Annotated in this window: 13 protein-coding genes and 1 pseudogene; 7 read left to right on the top strand and 7 right to left on the bottom strand. The window is 74.5% G+C overall.

The window, feature by feature from the left end:
* Positions 1–3: 3 nt before the first annotated feature.
* The 3 genes from ACWH4W_RS31570 to ACWH4W_RS31580 are packed head-to-tail and all read right to left on the bottom strand — an operon-like array spanning position 4 to position 3,160.
* Positions 4–858 carry a carbohydrate ABC transporter permease gene (locus tag ACWH4W_RS31570; protein ID WP_471589493.1) on the bottom strand — a complete coding sequence of 285 codons (855 nt, stop codon included), beginning with the start codon at positions 856–858 and terminating at the stop codon, positions 4–6.
* Positions 855–1,805: a carbohydrate ABC transporter permease gene (locus ACWH4W_RS31575; RefSeq protein WP_473079216.1), complete on the bottom strand. Its 951-nt coding sequence runs from the start codon at positions 1,803–1,805 to the stop codon at positions 855–857. The genes ACWH4W_RS31570 and ACWH4W_RS31575 overlap by 4 nt, the downstream gene beginning before the upstream one ends.
* Complete coding sequence (locus tag ACWH4W_RS31580; RefSeq protein ID WP_471589491.1) at positions 1,802–3,160, bottom strand: extracellular solute-binding protein; 1,359 nt, start codon at positions 3,158–3,160, stop codon at positions 1,802–1,804. The genes ACWH4W_RS31575 and ACWH4W_RS31580 overlap by 4 nt, the downstream gene beginning before the upstream one ends.
* 297 nt (positions 3,161–3,457) lie before the next feature.
* On the opposite strand from ACWH4W_RS31580, the gene ACWH4W_RS31585 reads away from it, so the two are divergent.
* The 3 genes from ACWH4W_RS31585 (at position 3,458) to ACWH4W_RS31595 (ending at position 6,829) form a co-directional block, all read left to right on the top strand.
* Complete coding sequence (locus tag ACWH4W_RS31585; RefSeq protein ID WP_473079217.1) at positions 3,458–4,051, top strand: toxin-antitoxin system, toxin component family protein; 594 nt, start codon at positions 3,458–3,460, stop codon at positions 4,049–4,051.
* Positions 4,048–5,316, top strand: a complete 1,269-nt coding sequence (locus ACWH4W_RS31590; RefSeq protein WP_473079218.1) for an MAB_1171c family putative transporter — start codon at positions 4,048–4,050, stop codon at positions 5,314–5,316. Before ACWH4W_RS31585 ends, ACWH4W_RS31590 begins: the two co-directional genes overlap by 4 nt.
* Before the next feature lie 148 nt (positions 5,317–5,464).
* A complete protein-coding gene (locus tag ACWH4W_RS31595) occupies positions 5,465–6,829 on the top strand; it encodes an FAD-dependent oxidoreductase (RefSeq protein WP_473079301.1) in 1,365 nt (454 codons plus the stop codon).
* 12 nt (positions 6,830–6,841) lie between these two features.
* On the opposite strand, the gene ACWH4W_RS31600 is transcribed toward ACWH4W_RS31595, so the two are convergent.
* The 3 genes from ACWH4W_RS31600 to ACWH4W_RS31610 all read right to left on the bottom strand — a co-directional run bounded on the left by ACWH4W_RS31600 (position 6,842) and on the right by ACWH4W_RS31610 (position 9,669).
* Complete coding sequence (locus ACWH4W_RS31600) at positions 6,842–7,693, bottom strand: SMP-30/gluconolactonase/LRE family protein (RefSeq protein ID WP_473079219.1); 852 nt, start codon at positions 7,691–7,693, stop codon at positions 6,842–6,844.
* Positions 7,690–8,463 carry an IclR family transcriptional regulator gene (locus ACWH4W_RS31605; protein ID WP_473079220.1) on the bottom strand — a complete coding sequence of 258 codons (774 nt, stop codon included), beginning with the start codon at positions 8,461–8,463 and terminating at the stop codon, positions 7,690–7,692. The genes ACWH4W_RS31600 and ACWH4W_RS31605 overlap by 4 nt, the downstream gene beginning before the upstream one ends.
* Positions 8,464–8,796: 333 nt before the next feature.
* On the bottom strand, positions 8,797–9,669 hold the full coding sequence (locus ACWH4W_RS31610) for an ATP-grasp domain-containing protein (RefSeq protein WP_473079221.1): 873 nt from the start codon (positions 9,667–9,669) through the stop codon (positions 8,797–8,799).
* Between the two features lie 217 nt (positions 9,670–9,886).
* On the opposite strand from ACWH4W_RS31610, the gene ACWH4W_RS31615 reads away from it, so the two are divergent.
* Both ACWH4W_RS31615 and ACWH4W_RS31620 read left to right on the top strand, forming a co-directional pair.
* Positions 9,887–11,356 carry an acyl-CoA synthetase gene (locus tag ACWH4W_RS31615; RefSeq protein ID WP_473079222.1) on the top strand — a complete coding sequence of 490 codons (1,470 nt, stop codon included), beginning with the start codon at positions 9,887–9,889 and terminating at the stop codon, positions 11,354–11,356.
* On the top strand, positions 11,349–12,689 hold the full coding sequence (locus ACWH4W_RS31620; RefSeq protein WP_473079223.1) for a carboxyl transferase domain-containing protein: 1,341 nt from the start codon (positions 11,349–11,351) through the stop codon (positions 12,687–12,689). The genes ACWH4W_RS31615 and ACWH4W_RS31620 overlap by 8 nt, the downstream gene beginning before the upstream one ends.
* Positions 12,690–12,697: 8 nt before the next feature.
* Here ACWH4W_RS31620 and ACWH4W_RS31625 read toward each other — a convergent pair.
* Positions 12,698–13,246: pseudogene (locus ACWH4W_RS31625) on the bottom strand (eCIS core domain-containing protein); the annotation flags it as partial.
* Positions 13,247–13,615: 369 nt separating this feature from the next.
* Between ACWH4W_RS31625 and ACWH4W_RS31630 the strand changes: the two are divergent.
* Both ACWH4W_RS31630 and ACWH4W_RS31635 read left to right on the top strand, forming a co-directional pair.
* Positions 13,616–14,653, top strand: a complete 1,038-nt coding sequence (locus tag ACWH4W_RS31630) for a rod shape-determining protein (RefSeq protein WP_473079224.1) — start codon at positions 13,616–13,618, stop codon at positions 14,651–14,653.
* Between the two features lie 270 nt (positions 14,654–14,923).
* Positions 14,924–16,141, top strand: a complete 1,218-nt coding sequence (locus tag ACWH4W_RS31635) for an IS110 family RNA-guided transposase (RefSeq protein ID WP_473079225.1) — start codon at positions 14,924–14,926, stop codon at positions 16,139–16,141.
* The last annotated feature ends 66 nt before the right edge of the window (positions 16,142–16,207 follow it).

The following is a 16,207-nucleotide window of genomic DNA, read 5'->3' on the forward strand; positions in this document are numbered from 1 at the left end:
GCGTCACTGGCCGGCGAGGCCGGTGTGGGCGACGCCCGCCACGATCTGGCGCTGGAAGAAGACGAAGACCACGATCAGCGGCAGGCCCGCCATGAGTCCGCCGGCCATGAGCTGGGCCCACTGGATGCCGTAGGAGTTCATGACGGTCGCGATGCCGTTCGGCATGGTCATCAGGTCGGGGTTGTTGGTGACCATGTACGGCCACAGGAAGTTGTTCCAGGAGCTGATGAAGGTGAAGATGCCGACCGCGGCGAGGGACGGGCGGGACAGCGGCACGATGATCGTGAAGAACACCCGCCAGCGGCCCGCGCCGTCGATGAACGCGGCCTCCTCCAGCTCGCGCGGCACGCCCTGGAAGAACTTGTAGAGGATGTAGACCATCGCGGCGGGCGCGCACTGCGGCAGGATCATGCCCCAGTAGGTGTCGACCATGCCGAGCTGCTGCACGGTGGTGAACAGGGGCACGCCGAGCACGGCCGGGGAGACCATCAGGCCGGCCATCACCACGCCCATCAGCACCGCCCGGCCGCGGAACTCGGTGCGGGCGAAGCCGTATCCGGCGAGGGCGCCGACCAGCAGCACGACGGCCGTGACGCACACCGACACCACGAGGGAGTTCACGAACCAGTTGGTGATGTCGCCGGTCTCGAGGACGGCCGTCCACGCCTGGCCGGTCCAGTCCTCGGGCAGCCAGTGCGGGGGCACCTCCACGGCCTCGGTCTCGGACTTCAGGGAGGTGAGCAGCGCCCAGGCGAGCGGCGCGAGGAACACCGCGGAGACGGCCGTGCCGAGCAGGGTGAGGACGATCTGGCCGGGGGTCCAGGGGCGGCGGGGGCGCGGTACGGCGGCGGTGGTCATCGGCCGTCCTCCTCACGGGTGCGCAGCAGCCACATCCGCACGAGGGCGACCGCCGCGATGAGCACGAAGAAGATGAGGGAGATCGCGGAGGCGTAGCCCACGCGGTAGCTGGTGAAGCCCTGTTCGAGGGTGTACTGCACGAAGGTGCGGGTGGAGCCCTCGGGGCCGGGCCCGAAGTCCTGCAGCACCACGGCCTGGTCGAAGACCTGGAGCGAGGCGAGGATCTGCAGCGTCACGACCAGTCCCGTGATGGTGCGCAGCATCGGCAGGGTGATGCGGACCGCGCGGTGCCAGGCGTTGGCGCCGTCCAGGGCGGCGGCCTCGTAGAGGTGCGCGGGGATGTTCTGCAGGGCGGCGAGGTAGAGCAGGAAGCTGAAGCCGACGGTCCACCACAGGGTGGTGACGACCACGGCGAGCATCGCGTACGACTTGTCGGTCAGCCAGGGCGTCTCCAGGCCGAGGACGTGGTTGACCATGCCGGTGCCGGGGTTGAACAGCCACTGCCACAGGTTGGCGGCGACGGTGGACGGCAGCAGGAACGGCGTGAAGAAGCACAGCCGCCACAGCCACTTCCCGCGCTCGATGTGGTGCGCGAGCATCGCGAGGAGGAACGCCAGGACGGTGATGCAGGGCACCACCAGCAGCGTGAAGTACGCGCTGTGGCCGAGGGCCTCCCACATCAGCGGGTCGTCCAGGGCCTCCCGGTAGTTGTCGAGGCCGACGAAGGAGGCGTGGTCCCCGGAGACGTTGGCGTCGGTGAAGCTGAGGTACAGGCCGCGCAGCAGCGGCCAGACGACGAAGAGGGCGAACAGGGCGAGGAACGGGGCGACGAACCAGCCGCCGTGCTGGAGGCCCTGTCCGCGGCGGACGGAGGTGGCGGGGGCGGCGGGGGCGGCGTCCCCGGCCCGGGCCGGGCGGAGGACGGTCCGTGCTCCGGTGGCGGTCATGCGGCGTCACCCGCCTCGGCGGCGGTGCGGCCGTCCATCGGGTTCCTGGAGGCGAGCAGGGCGGCGAGTTCGCTCCTCATCCGGCGGGCGGCGGCGTCGGGCCGGGCGGAGCCGGTGGTGGCGGAGACCACGATCGGGCCGACCCGCTGGGCGAGGATGCCGGTGGAGCCGGCGAACCACACCTTGGGCTCGGTGGCCTGGTGGTCCATCGCGGACACGTACTCGTTCTGCGGTTCGAGCGCACGGTAGGCGGGGGTGGACAGGGTGGGGGTGTGGGCGGGGATGTGGCCGCCCGCGGCCCACTGCCGGGCGTGCCGGACGATGTACGCGGCGAGCCGGTGGGCGGCCTCGTCGGCGGCCCCGCCCCGGCCCGCCTGGTGCGGCAGCACGAAGGCGTGGGACTCGGCGTGGGTGGCGGGGCGGCCGAAGACGGGCGGCAGGGGGACGGCGCCGTACTCGGCCTTCGCGGAGTCGAAGACCGGCACGGACCAGTTGCCCTCCCACACGAACGGGGCGCCGTTGACGAACTGTTCGGCGCCCGCGCCGCCGCCGTAGCCGGGATCGGCGTACCCGTCGGTGAGGTGGCGGCGCAGGAACTGCAGGACCCGGGTGGCGCGTTCGGTGTCGAAGGTGACGCGCGCGTTGGCGTCGTCGAACCAGGTGCCGCCGAGCTGGGTGTAGAAGGCGACGAAGAACCACCACTGGAAGTTCTGGTCGTTGTGCCACAGGCCGATGGTCTGGAGCCCTTTCCTCGTCGCCCCCTTGGCCTCCCTCAGCACGTCGAACCACTCCTCGGCGGACGTCACCGGCGCCATGCGGCCGTCGGGGCCGAGCAGGCCGGCGCGGTCCAGGACGTCCTTGCGGTAGAAGCAGAGCTGGACGTGGATGTCGAGCGGGAGGGCGTAGAGCCTGCCGTCGACGACGGCGCGCCGCCACAGGTCGGCGTCGAAGTCGGCCTCGCGCACGCCGAATCGGGCCAGCAGCTCCGTGTCCCAGGGGTCCAGGAGGCGGCCGGGCGAGAAGCCGGGGACCCGGCCGAGGTGCATGACGCCGAGTTCGGGGGCGCGGTTGCCCGCGGCGGCCATGGCGAGCTTGGTGTAGAAGGGGTTGCCCCACTGGAGCGTGGAGTCCTTCACCTCGATGCCGGGGTGGCGCGCCCGGAAGGCGTCCAGCATCGCGATCATGTTGTATCCGTCGCCGCCGCTGAAGAGGTTCCAGTAGCGCACCCGGGTGTCCGCGCCGGAGGCGAGCGCGTCGGCCCCCGTGCCGAGCGCCGCGAAGCCGAAGCTCCCGGCGACCGTCAGCCCGCCGAGCCCGGCGAGGAGTTGCCTGCGGTTCAGGCCAGGTCGTCCCATTCCCTGCCCCATCTGCTCATCGAGTGTCCGAGGTGTCGCTGTGGTCGAGATGCCGCTGTGGTCGAGACGCCGCAGTGTGCGGAATGCCGCTGTGTTCGAGATTTCGGATGACGCCCGTAACTTCGAACGGGACCGTAGGTGCCGGGCGGGACCGCGTCAATGCCCCGGACAGAACTCGTCGCCGCGCACGGCCGCCCCGGGCCGCCCGGCGGACACCGGATCGCGTGACGCGGACACGTCCGGCCGCGTAGGCTCGAACAGCCTGGAGTGCGGAGGTCGCACGGGCGAGAGGACCTGATGGATGGCGCGGGCGCACGGACGCGGGCCGTACGGCTCGCCTCGGCGCTGCGGCGGTCCCGTGCCCGCGCCGCCCTGCGCCGCCTGGCCGGCGATCTCGCCGCCGCGCTCCGCGCACGGCCCGGTCCCCCCACGGACGTCCGGGCGGCGTGCCGGGTGCTGTGCGAGGAGATGAGCTCGCGGCGCGGAGGACGGCCCGTGGTCCTGCGCTTCGAACGCTTCCCCGACGAGATCGAAGTGACCGGCCTGTGGGTGGAGTTCCAGGACTTCGACCTGGTCATCGTGGAGGAGCGAGCGGAGGCCATGCAGCAACTGGTCATCCTCGGGCACGAGTTGTGGCACATGCACGCCGGGCACCGGCACCACGCCCCGGTGACGGCCCGGCGGGTCCTCACGGACGGCACACCGGACTGGGACGCCGCGCTCGCCATGGCCGCCCGCGACGGCTCCCGCGAGACCGACGAGGCCGAGGCCGACGAGTTCGGGCACCGGATCGCCGCCGCCGTGCGCTCCCTCCTGGAGGACCGGGAGACCGACGCCGGTCCCCTGCAACGGGCCCTGGGCTACCGCGGACGGCGAGGAACGCACCGGTGACCGCTCCGCTCGCCGCCACGCCCTCGGACGTCCTCGGCGACCTCTACATCTCCTTCTGGATCCCCACGGGCGTCCTCACCGCGGCCCTGATCATCAAGCTGCCGACCATCGTCCGTCTGTGGCGGGACCCGCTGCTGCGCGCGGTGGGCGGGCTGCTCCTGCTCGCCTGCGCCGTCTTCGTCTTCGTGGCGCCCACCACGATCGCCCGGGTCAACCGCGTCACGGGGGTGCCGAACATCTCGGCGCCGTGGTGCTACTCCCTCCTCACCGCGTTCTGCGCCTCCTGCCTGCTGCTGATCATCGCCTGGCGCAACGGGCTGTCGGACCGCTCCGCCGCCACCCGGCGGGCGATGCGCTGGGTGATCTCCCTCTACTCCGGGGTGATCGTCGCCCTGTGGGTGCTGTTCTTCCTCGCGGACGCGTCCGAGGAGCGGCTGCGGGACCTGGACACGTACTACGCCACGACGCCGTTCATGCGCGAGCAGATCGTGCTCTACCTGCTCGCGCACACCGTCGCCGTCCTCATCACCTGCCGGCTGCTGTGGAACTGGGTGCAGACCGCGGGGCTGGACGCCTGGCTGCGGTGGGGCCTGAAGTTCCTGGGCGTCGGCTACGCGCTGAACCTGGTCTTCGACGCCGCCAAGCTCACCGCCGTCGCCGCCCGCTGGACCGGGAACGACCTGGACTGGCTCAGCACCGACCTGGCGCCCCCCGTCGCCTGCCTGTCGGCCATCCTGATCGCGGTGGGCTTCATCCTCCCGCACGCCGGCCAGTACCTGCACGAGCGCTGGCACGTCCGGCTCGCCCTCCACCGGCTGCGGCCCCTGTACCTGCTGATGCGCTCGGCCAACGGCAGGGGTGTGCCGTTCCTGCTGCGCGCCACCCCGGAGCTGCGCCTGATCCGCCGGGAGACCTTCATCCGCGACGAACTGCTCCTGCTGGCCCGGCACATCGACGAGGAACGGCGTGACCGGACGCGCGAGGCCGCGCTCGGTCTCGGGTTCCCGCCGGAGCGCGCCGGGGCGCTGGCGAACGCCGTGTCGATCCTGGAGGCCGTCGAGGCCAGGCGCCGCGCGCCGGACGAGGAGGGCACCCAGGACCCCGACACCACCGACCTGCTGCGGGAGATCGGAGCCGTCTCCCGGGAGCTGCGCCGTCCCCACACCGTGGAGGCGGTCCGCGCACGGGCCGCCGCCCTCGCGGCCGGCCCCCCGGCGGCCGTCCCCCGCGGCGCGCCCCCCGGGCGCGGGGGACCGGCCCGGTGACCGCCGCGGCCGCCCCGCCGGACGGCGGGCGCGGACCGGGGGAAGCCCTCTCACCGAGAACCGACGACAGGTCAGGAGAACGAAGAGCGTGCCCGCCGTCCCAGAGAGAAGACGTCCGTCCACGAGCGGACGTCCCGCCACCGCCGTCGTGCTCGGCGGATCCGTCGCCGGGCTGCTCGCCGCGCGGGCCCTGGCCCCGTTCGCCCGGGTCACCGTGGTGGAGCGCGACGCGCTGCCCGCCGGTCCCGAGCCGCGGCGCGGCGTCCCGCAGGCACGGCACGCGCACCAGCTGTGGTCGGGCGGGGCGCGCGCCCTGGAGGAACTCGTGCCGGGCGTCACCGAGCGGCTGCGGGCGGCGGGGGCCCACCGCCATCCGGTCACCACGAACATGGTGGTGCTGTCCCCGCACGGCTGGTACCGGCGCTGGGACGAGTCCCACCACATGCTGCTGTGCACCCGTGACCTGCTGGAGGCGACCCTGCGGGCCCAGGTGCTCGGCGACCGGCGGATCGAGCTGCTCGACCGGACCGAGGTCCTCGCGCTCGACGGCGACCGCACCGCCGTCACCGGCGTCCGGGTCCGGACGGACGACGGTGCCGAGCGCACGCTGCGGGCCGGTCTGGTGGTGGACGCCACGGGACGCGGTTCCCGCACCGCCCGGTGGCTGGCCGACGCCGGGCTGCCCGCCCCCGAGCGCCGGGAGGTCGACACCGGGCTGGTGTACGCGAGCCGCCTCTACCTCGCCCCGGAGGCGGCCCAGGGCGGCTTCCCGGTCGTCAACGTGCAGCAGGACCCGCGGGCGGGAGGGCCCGGCCGCGGCGGCGTGCTGCTGCCCGTGGAGGACGGGCGCTGGCTGGTCACCCTGTTCGGCACGCGGGGCGGCGAACCCACCGCCCGGACGGCCGACTTCGAGCGTTTCGCCCGCGAGGAGCTGCGGCACCCGGTGATCGCCGACCTGCTCGGCGAGGCGGTCCCGCAGACGGAGGTGGCGCTCACCCGGGCCACCTCCAACCGCCGCTTCTTCTACGAGCGGATGACGGCGTGGCCGGAGAACCTGGTGGTGGCCGGGGACGCGCTCGCCGCGTTCAACCCCGTCTACGGCCACGGCATGGCGGTGGCGGCGCGCGGCGCGGCGGCGCTGCGCGCGACGGTGCTGCGGCACGGCTGGGGGACGCCGGGACTGGCCCGCCGCGCACAGCGCGCGATGGCCCGGCCGGTGGGCGCGGCCTGGGACCTCGCCCTGGGCCAGGACGTGTTCTACCCGGGACCGACCCACGACGGCCCGTCCGCGCGGGACCGGTGGCTGGCCGCGTACGTCGGCCGGCTGATGCACACGGCCACCGGGAACGGGCGCGTCGCGCGGCGCGTCACCGACGTGACCTCGCTGGAGCGGGGCCCCGGGGTGCTGCTGACCCCGCGGATGCTCGTGGCGGCGCTGGCGGGGCCGCTGAAGCCCGCCCTGACGGCCCCGCCGCTGACGGCCGAGGAGCGCAAGGCGGCCGGTCTGTCGTGAGGCCCGGCCGCCTCAGCCCGCGAAGGCGGGCTGGGCGACGCCCCGGCCCGCGCCCGGGACCACCAGCAGGGATCCGGCGAGCGGGTGCGGGGCGGTCAGGCCGACGCGGGCCGTGGTGAGGTAGAGGTCGGTCAGCCCGGCGCCGCCGAAGGCGCAGGCCGTGACCCGCGGGACGGGCAGCTCGATCACCCGGTCCAGTGCGCCGGACGGGGTGTAGCGGCGCACCGCCGACCCGTCCCACAGGGCCACCCAGACACAGCCGTCGGCGTCGACGGTGAGACCGTCGGGGAAGCCGGCGCCCTCCTCGATCTCCGCGAGCGGACGGCGGTTCGTGAGCGCGCCGTCCTCGGCGACGTCCCACACGTCGATCCGGCGGGTGGGCGTGTCGATGTAGTACAGCAGCCGGCCGTCGGGGCTCCAGCCGGTGCCGTTGCTCACCGTCACGTCGTCGAGGAGCACGGTGACCGTGCCGTCGCCGGTCACCCGGGACAGGGTGCCGCCGCCGGGCGCCTCGTCGTAGCGCATGGTGCCCGCGAGGAGGCTGCCGTCGGGGGCGACGGCGGCGTCGTTGCCCCGGCGGCCGGGGACCGGCTCGCGGTGCAGCCAGCGGAAGGTGTCGTCGGGGTCGAGCAGGCCGACGCCGTCCCGCAGGTTCAGCACCAGGCCGCCGCCCGCGCGGGGCTTGACCGCGCCCACGTGCTGCTCGGTGCGGCGCACGGTGCGCCGGCCGGTGGCGGGGTCGTAGGTGTGCACGCGGGAGCCCAGGATGTCGATCCACAGCAGCCGGCCGGCCGCCGGGTCCCAGGTGGGGCCCTCGCCCAGCTCCGCCTCCGCGCGGACCGCGACGTCGAACGTGTGTGTCATGTCATGCTCCTGTGGCCCAGGCGCTCGGAGAGTTCGGCGGCGCCCTTCACGGCGAGCTGCTCCAGCTCGGCCCGGCGCCCGTCGCTCCAGCGGATCATCGGTACGGAAATGGACAGCGCGGCGACCACCTGTCCGGTGCGGTCGCGCACCGGGGCGGCGACGCACGAGACGTCCGGGTTGGATTCGCGGCTCTCCACCGCCACGCCCCGGGTGCGGATGTCCGCGAGGGTCTCGCGCAGGACGGCCGGGTCGGTGATGCTGTTCGGGGTCATCGCGGCCAGCTCCGCGCCGTCGGGGAAACGCGCGGCCAGCTCCGGCTCGGGGAGGGAGGCCAGCAGCATCTTGCCGACGGACGTGCAGTGCGCGGGGAGCCGGCGGCCGGCCGCCGACACCATCCGCACCGCGTGGGTGGAGTCCACCTTGGCGATGTAGATGACGTCGGTGTCCTCCAGGATCGCCACGTGCACGGTCTCGTCGCAGGTCTCGGCGACGGACCGGGCGACCTGCTGTCCCTCGGCGGCCAGGTCCAGGTGCTCGGCGTAGCGGGCGCCGAGCTGGTAGGGCCGTACGCCCAGCCGGTAGCGGCCCGGCTGACCGGCGACCGGGACGAGGTACTTGCGGGCGGCGAGCGTGGTGACCAGCTCGTGGACGGTGGTGCGCGGCAGTCGCAGCGTGCGCACGATGTCGGGGGCGGAGAGCGTGCCGTCCCCGTCGAGGAAGAGCTCGAGTATGTCGAGCGCCCGGGTCACGGCTGGTACGAGTCGTCCCACGACCGGCCCCCTCCTAGCGGTCTCGGCGCCTGCGTTCGAGATACCAACAGACGATCGGCATGACGAACACAGGCTAGCGACAGCCCGTCCGGACGGGCAACGCCCCCGGGGGCGCGGGAAACCACGCGGTCACCCGCGTGCGCCGCCCCCCGCGGGCCCCCGCGCCGGATCCCGCCCCACGAGCGGCTGCGCGGCCCGCGCCCCGCCCCGGCCCGCCCGCCGGAGGGCTCGGCGCCCGCCCGGTGGGGCCGGCCCTCACCGCCCCGGACGCGGCGGGCGACCGTCACGAGGTGGTCGCCGGATTCACCCGGGGGCTGCTCCGGCGGACGGCCGTCAGCGGCCGGCCGCCTCGATGATCCGCTCCACGACGACCGGCAGCGACTCCGGGTGCAGCCACAGGAACAGGTTCGGCTCGACCAGTTCCAGCTCCATCACCCGGGGCCGCCCGTCGTCGCCGTCCACCAGGTCGACCCGCGCGTACAGCAGCTCGGGCGCCCCTGGAACGGCGGACAACGCGGCGTCCGCGACGGCGAGTTCGTCCGCCGTGGGAGTCCAGCCGGTCAGCCCGGGGTGGGCCGTCTTCCGCTGGTCGTAGGGGGCGCCGGGGGCCAGCACCGGACCCTTCCTGCCGGCGTGCAGCAGCTTCCCGCCGAAGAACTGCAGCGCCCGCTCCCCGGCGCTGTCGACGGCCCGCACGTACGGCTGCACCATCGCCGTGAACCCCTCGTCGTGCAGGCGGCGCACATGCCGTACGGCGGTCTCGTGCGCGTCGGGGGTGTAGCGGGCGGCGAACCGGGCGCCGGCGCCGGAGGCCGGCTTGACCACGAACTCGTGGCCGTCCGGGAGATCGACGGCGTCGCCGGGCGCCAGGTACCGCGTGTCCACCACGGGCACCCCGGCCCCGGCGAGGTCCGCGAGGTAGCGCTTGTCGGCGTTCCACCGCACCACGTCCGCCGGATTGGCCAGCCGGGTCAGCGCGCCGCACCGCTCCGCCCACGCGGTGAACTCGGCCGCCCGCCAGCTGTAGTCCCAGGTGGAGCGGATCACGGCGAGGTCGAACCGGCCCCAGTCGACGCGGCCGTCGTCCCACACCTCGGCGGACGCCTCCGCCCCGGCCTCGTTCAACGCCCGCACCAGCACCGGCAGATCCCGGTCCTCCGCCACGTCGGGCTGAGGCGCACAGGTCACGAGGGCGATACGGGACACGGGCGACTCACTCCTCGCTCGAACGGCTGACCGACCGAGAGGCTAACAGTTCCGCCTCCGTACGGCGGGACCGTCGTCGCGGCGGTGCCGGCGGTGGTGCGGCCGGTGACGGTGGTACCCGGCCGGGAGGTAGGACACCCTGGACGCGGCGGGCACCCGCCGGCCCGGGCCGTGCCACGGCGGCCGTCCGACGACAGCGACCCAAGGAGAACGACGCGTGTCCTCTCTCTTCCCGGCCCTCACCGACGGCCCGGCCGGCCCCTTCGCCGGCCGTCCCGCCCTGCGCTTCGGCGAGCGCTCGCTGACGTACGGGGAACTCGCCGCCGCGGCCGGCGCGGTGGCCGGGGACCTCGTGGGGGCGCGCCGGGCCGCCGTGTGGGCCACGCCGGCCCTGGAGACGGCGGTCGCGGTCACGGCGGCCCTGCTCGCCGGGGTGGTCGTGGTCCCGCTCAACCCGGGGTCGGGCGAGCGGGAGCTGGGCCACATCCTCGGCGACAGCGCCCCCGACGTGCTCCTCGCCGCGCCCGGCGCCCCGCTGCCCGCCGCGCCGGCCGCCCTGCCCCGCGTCGACGTGGACCCGGCCCGCGGCGCCGGCCCGGCCTCCGTGCCCGACGACCGGGAGCGGGATCCCGAGGACCCCGCCCTGATCGTCTACACCTCCGGCACCACCGGCCCGCCCAAGGGCGCGGTCCTCCCCCGCCGTTCGATCGCCTCGACGCTGGACGCCCTCGCCGACGCCTGGCGGTGGACCGACGGTGACGTGCTGGTGCACGGCCTGCCGCTGTTCCACGTGCACGGTCTGGTCCTCGGCACGCTCGGCCCGCTGCGCCGCGGCGGCTCGGTGCGCCACCTGGGCCGGTTCACCACCGAGGGCGTGGCCCGCGAGCTGAACGACGGCGCGACCATGCTGTTCGGCGTGCCGACGATGTACCACCGCATGGCGGAGGCGCTGCCCGCCGAGCCGGAGCTGGCGCGGGCGCTGTCCGGGGCGCGGCTGCTGGTGTCGGGGTCGGCCGCGCTGCCGGTGCACGACCACGAGCGGATCACGGCGGCGACCGGGGCCCGGGTCGTGGAGCGGTACGGCATGACGGAGACGCTGATGAACACCAGCGTCCGCGTCGACGCCGAGGCCCGCCCCGGCTCGGTGGGCGTGCCCCTGCCGGGGGTCGAGCTGCGCCTGGTCGAGGAGGACGGCGCCCCGGTGACGTCGTACGACGGCGAGACGGTGGGCGAGATCCAGGTGCGCGGGCCGAACCTCTTCACCGAGTACCTCGGCCGTCCGGACGCCACCGCCGAGGCGTTCACCGCCGACGGCTGGTTCCGCACCGGCGACATGGCGGTCCGCGACCCCGGCGGCGACGTCCGCATCGTCGGCCGCAAGGCCACCGACCTGATCAAGAGCGGCGGGTACAAGATCGGCGCGGGCGAGATCGAGAACGCGCTGCTGGAACACCCCGGGGTGAAGGAGGCGGCGGTCACCGGGGAGCCGGACGCCGACCTGGGCGAGCGGATCGTGGCGTGGGTGGTGCCGGCCGACCCGCAGTCGCCGCCCGGCCTGGAGGAGCTGGCGGACCACGTGGCGGCGTGCCTCGCCCCGCACAAGCGGCCCCGGGCCGTCCGCCATCTCGACGTGCTGCCCCGCAACGACATGGGCAAGATCATGAAGCGGGCGCTGACCCATGGCTGACCGCCCCTCGGCCCGCGAGGCCCTCGCCCTGGTCACCGACGTGTTCACCGAACTGCCGTACCCGGCACGGCGGTCGAGGCCGGGCGGCCCGCTCGGCTGGCCCGGCTACGACGCCGCCCGGGCCCGCGCCGCCGCACGCACCGGCGAGGACGAGTCGGTGGTCTGCGGGGTCGCGGACGTCGAGGGCACACGGGCCGTGCTGATCGCGTTCGAGTTCGGCTTCCTCGGCGGCTCCCTCGGCGAGGGAACCGGCGACCGCCTGGAGGCGGCGTACGCGCACGCCGTCGACCGCCGGCTGCCGCTGGTGTCCCTGGTCGCCACCGGCGGCAGCCGGATGCAGGAGGGCCTGCTCGCCCTGACCCAGTTGCAGCGGGTGGCGCGCGCGTCGGCGCGGGCCCGGGAGGCCGGGCTGCCCCGGGTGGCCGTGCTGCGGGACCCCACGACCGGCGGCGGCTGGGCCACCCTCGGCGCGGGCGCGGACGTCGTCCTGGCCCTGCCCGGCGCGCAGGTCGGCTTCGCCGGCTCCCGGGTCCGCCCGCCGGACGCCGACCCCGCGGCGTACACGGCCGAGGCGCAGGTCGCGGCGGGCGCGGCGGACGCGCTGGTCCCGCCGGAGGAACTGCGCGCCGTCCTGGGCCGCTGGCTGCGGCTGCTGGCCCGCCCCCGCGCCGAACCGGCCCCGCCGCCGCACGCCCTGGGCGCGCCGGACCTGCCGGCCACCGGCTGGGACGCGGTCCGCCGGGCCCGCTCGCCCCGGCGCCCGCGCGCCGCCGCCTACCTGGACGCCTACTTCACCGCGCGCGTCGCGCTCTCCGGCGACCGCTGCGGCGGCGCCGACCCCGACGGCATGCTCTGCGGTTTCGGCGACCACGAGGGCCGTACGGTCGCCTACGCGGCGCAGACCGGCACGGCCACCCGCCCCGCCGGCTACCGCACCGCCGCCCGCCTGGTCCGCCTCGCCGACCGTCTCGGCATACCGGTGCTGACCCTGGTGGACACCCCGGGCGCGGCCAACGACGCGGAGGCGGAACGGCAGGGCGCGGGGGCGGCCATCGCGGACCTGTTCGACGCCGTCGCCGCCGCCCGCACCCCGGTGACCACGCTGGTCGTCGGCGAGGGCGGCTCCGGCGGCGCGCTGGCGCTCGCCGCGCCGGGCAACACCTGGGCCACCCCGGACAGTTACTTCTCGGTGATCGCCCCGGAACTGGCGGCGGCGATCCTGAAACGCCCGGCGGAGGAGGTGGAGGCCACGGCGGACGGCCTCCGCATCCGGCCGCAGGACCTGGTGGAGCTGGGGGTGGTGCGGGGGGTCGTGGGCCCGGGGGGAGCTTAGGCGGGGCCGGAGGTCATCACCCGCGCCGCGTTGGCCTCCGCCTCCCGCTCGAAGCGGTCCGACGGGTCGGAGACCTGCAGCCCCGCACCGTTGTCGGTCCCGGCGACCGGCCCCTGCCGCTGCTGGATGACGTGCGTGAGCTCATGGGCGAGGGTGTGCGGGTCCCCGCCGCCGTCGCCGATGACGACATGGCTGCCGGAGGTGTAGGCGCGGGCGCCGACCTCCGCGGCGGACGCCCTGGCCGCGCTGTCGTCGTGGATGCGGACGTCGGAGAAGTCCGCGCCGAGGCGGGCCTCCATGTCGCTGCGGGTGGCGTCGTCCAGGGGACGTCCGGAGGTGCGCAGGACGTCGTGCACCGCCGACCGCTGCACGGGCCGCTCGCCGGCCGGGGCGTGACCGCACCCGTCGGTGTGCCGGTGCTGCTCCTCGTCGCGCAGGTGACCGGCCTGCCGGAGCATCTGCACGACCGCGGCGTTGCCGGCGCTCGCCTGGAGCCCCTTCAGCCCCACGGGCGCCGGGGCCGTACGGGACGTCACGGCAGGGCCGGGAGACAGCAGCGCCTGCTCGTCGGTCTTCTGCGCCGAGCGGGGTTTCTTCGGACTCACGGGATCGCCTCTTCAGAACGTCGGGGCCGTCGCCCGTCGTGACCTGGGTTCCGCAGCATTATCAGGAGAGCCGCCGGCGCGGATCCGCCGTTCGGCGCCCGGCGGCCCGGTCTCTGCCCGGACGTCCACCGGGTTGTGCGGCGAACCTGCCCTTTGAGGCAGTTCCGGCCGCCCCCCGCGCCGTCGCCGGCCGAGGGGACCCCCGTTCGGCGGCCCCTCGCCTGGCCCCCCAGGAAAGGCGCCCGCCCCCGCCCGGCGCCCACGATGCTGTCAGGCCCGCCGCCCGGCGGGCCTCCGGCCGCGCACTCGGGAGGAACTGCCGTGACCGCCAGTCTGGAGCAGCTGCGCCGCTGCCACTTCGCCGTCGACCTGGGCGCGGCTCGCACCCGGGTGTACGTCAAGGGCGCCGGCCTCGTCGTCGACCAGCCGTCCGTCGCCGCCGTGAACACCCGTACCGGAGCGCTGATCGCGGTCGGCGAGTTCGCCGAGAAGATGACCGGGCGCACCCCCGACTACATCCGCGTCGTCCGGCCCGTGTCCGGCGGCACCGTCGTCGACATCGAGATGGCGCAGCGGATGCTGCGTCAGCTCATCGGCGACCGCACCCGCCGCGCCCTGCGCCGCAAGCCCCGGCTGCGGGCAGCCGCCTGCACCCCCCACGACGCGGACCCGCTCGCCCAGCGCGCCGCGATCGAGACGCTGGTCGGGCTCGGCGCCCGCCGGGTGGAGCTGGTGGACACGCTGATCGCGGCGGCCGTGGGCTGCGGGCTCCCGGTGGAGCGGCCCGAGGCCACCATGATCATGGTGTGCGGCGCGGCGGCCACGCAGGTGGCCGTGCTGTCGCTCGGCTCGATCGTGCGGGCCGAGCGGATCCCGGTGGGCGGTGAGGCGGTGGACGCGGCGATCGTGCAGCACCTGCGCCACCAGCACGAGTTGATGCTCCCGAGCCAGTCGGTCCGCCCGCTCCAGCTCGCGCTGGAGGGGAACGGGCTGACCCCGGAGGGGCCGGAGGTCACGGAGATCCACGGCCGGGACGTCGCCACCGGGCTCGCCCGGTCGGTCAAGGTGGACACGGCGGCGGTGCGGCAGGCCATCCAGACGCCGCTCACCGCCGTCCTCGACGGCATCGGCAAGGTGCTGCGGGACTGCCCGCCCGATCTGGTCGCCGACCTCGCCGACCGCGGCATCATGATGGTCGGCGGCAGCGCCCTGCTGCCGGGCCTGGACCAGATGCTGCGCAAGGCGACCGGCATGCCGGTGCACATCGCGGAGCGCCCCGAGCTGTGCGCCGTGGAAGGGCTCGGCGCCATGCTGGAAGGACGTATCGCCCCGATGGTCCTGGACCCGCTGGGCGCCTGAGGCGCCCCCGTTATCTTTTTCGCGGTCCTGCAAGAGGGCCGCTGGCCTCCGGGCCCGGCATGACTGTGTCCCCCTGTCGAAGTCGATGACCTGGGGGGTGGTGTCACCGGGCCCGAGGGGTGTCCGTCGGAGACGCTGATCAGAGGTCCGGCCGCCATCCGGTCCGGCGCAATGCCGGACAGCTCGCGGATGGCAGGTCTGCATAACGTGGATGCGCGAGTACGACACCGACGCCGAGGCCGGCACCTTCAACACTCCTGGAAGGGTGCCATGTTCGACACCGAAGACGTGGGCGTGTTCCTCGGCCTGGACGTCGGCAAAAGCGCCCATCACGGGCACGGCCTGACCCCGGCAGGGAAGAAGGTCTTCGACAAGCCACTGTCCAACAGCGAGCCGAAGCTGCGGGCCGTCTTCGACAAATTGGCCGCGAAGTTCGGCACGGTGCTGGTGATCGTGGACCAGCCCGCCTCGATCGGCGCCCTGCCGCTGACCGTCGCCCGGGACGCGGGCTGCCAGGTCGCCTACCTGCCCGGACTGGCGATGCGGCGGATCGCCGATCTCTACCCGGGCGAGGCCAAGACCGACGCCAAAGACGCGGCTGTGATCGCGGACGCGGCCCGCACCATGCCGCACACCCTGCGCTCGCTGGAGCTGACCGACGAGATCACCGCCGAACTCACCGTCCTGGTCGGTTTCGACCAGGACCTCGCCGCCGAGGCCACCCGCACCAGCAACCGGATACGCGGCCTGCTCACCCAGTTCCACCCCAGCCTGGAACGCGTCCTGGGTCCCCGCCTGGACCACAGCGCCGTCACCTGGCTGCTGGAGCGCTACGGATCCCCGGCAGCCCTGCGCAAAGCCGGCCGCCGCAGACTCGTCGAACTGATCCGGCCCAAGGCCCCGCGCATGGCCACCCGGCTGATTGACGACGTCTTCGACGCGCTGGACGAGCAGACCGTCACCGTCCCGGGCACCGGCACCCTCGACCTCGTCATCCCCTCCCTGGCCGCCTCGCTCGCCGCCGTCCACACCCAGCGCCGGGCGATGGAAACCCAGATCAACACCCTGCTGGAGGCTCACCCTCTTTCCCCGGTCCTGACCTCGATGCCCGGCGTCGGCGTCAGGACCGCCGCCGTCCTGCTGGTCACCGTCGGCGACGGCACCAGCTTCCCCACCGCCGCCCACCTCGCCTCCTACGCCGGCCTCGCCCCCACCACGAAGTCGTCCGGGACCTCCATCCACGGCGAACACGCGCCACGGGGCGGAAACCGGCAGCTCAAACGGGCGATGTTCCTGTCCGCCTTCGCCTGCATGAACGCCGACCCCGCCTCCCGCACCTACTACGACAAGCAGCGAGCCCGCGGCAAGACCCACACCCAGGCCCTCCTCAGACTCGCCCGCCAGCGCATCAGCGTCCTGTTCGCCATGCTCCGCGACGGCACCTTCTACGAATCCCGGACACCGAAAGACGTCGAGCTCGCCGCATAACCCCAGCACCCCTGAACCCCCCAAACCCGACAGAGATGCCTTGACGAAAGACATAGAGGCACCCCC

The organism is Streptomyces sp. DSM 120436 (assembly GCF_055778765.1).

Bases quoted from the DNA above. Each gene is read 5' to 3' on its own strand.
- ACWH4W_RS31570 (WP_471589493.1), bottom strand. From the start codon at position 858: ATGACCACCGCCGCCGTACCGCGCCCCCGCCGCCCCTGGACCCCCGGC.
- ACWH4W_RS31575 (WP_473079216.1), bottom strand. From the start codon at position 1,805: ATGACCGCCACCGGAGCACGGACCGTCCTCCGCCCGGCCCGGGCCGGG.
- ACWH4W_RS31580 (WP_471589491.1), bottom strand. From the start codon at position 3,160: ATGGGACGACCTGGCCTGAACCGCAGGCAACTCCTCGCCGGGCTCGGC.
- ACWH4W_RS31585 (WP_473079217.1), top strand. From the start codon at position 3,458: ATGGATGGCGCGGGCGCACGGACGCGGGCCGTACGGCTCGCCTCGGCG.
- ACWH4W_RS31600 (WP_473079219.1), bottom strand. From the start codon at position 7,693: ATGACACACACGTTCGACGTCGCGGTCCGCGCGGAGGCGGAGCTGGGC.
- ACWH4W_RS31620 (WP_473079223.1), top strand. From the start codon at position 11,349: ATGGCTGACCGCCCCTCGGCCCGCGAGGCCCTCGCCCTGGTCACCGAC.
- ACWH4W_RS31635 (WP_473079225.1), top strand. From the start codon at position 14,924: ATGTTCGACACCGAAGACGTGGGCGTGTTCCTCGGCCTGGACGTCGGC.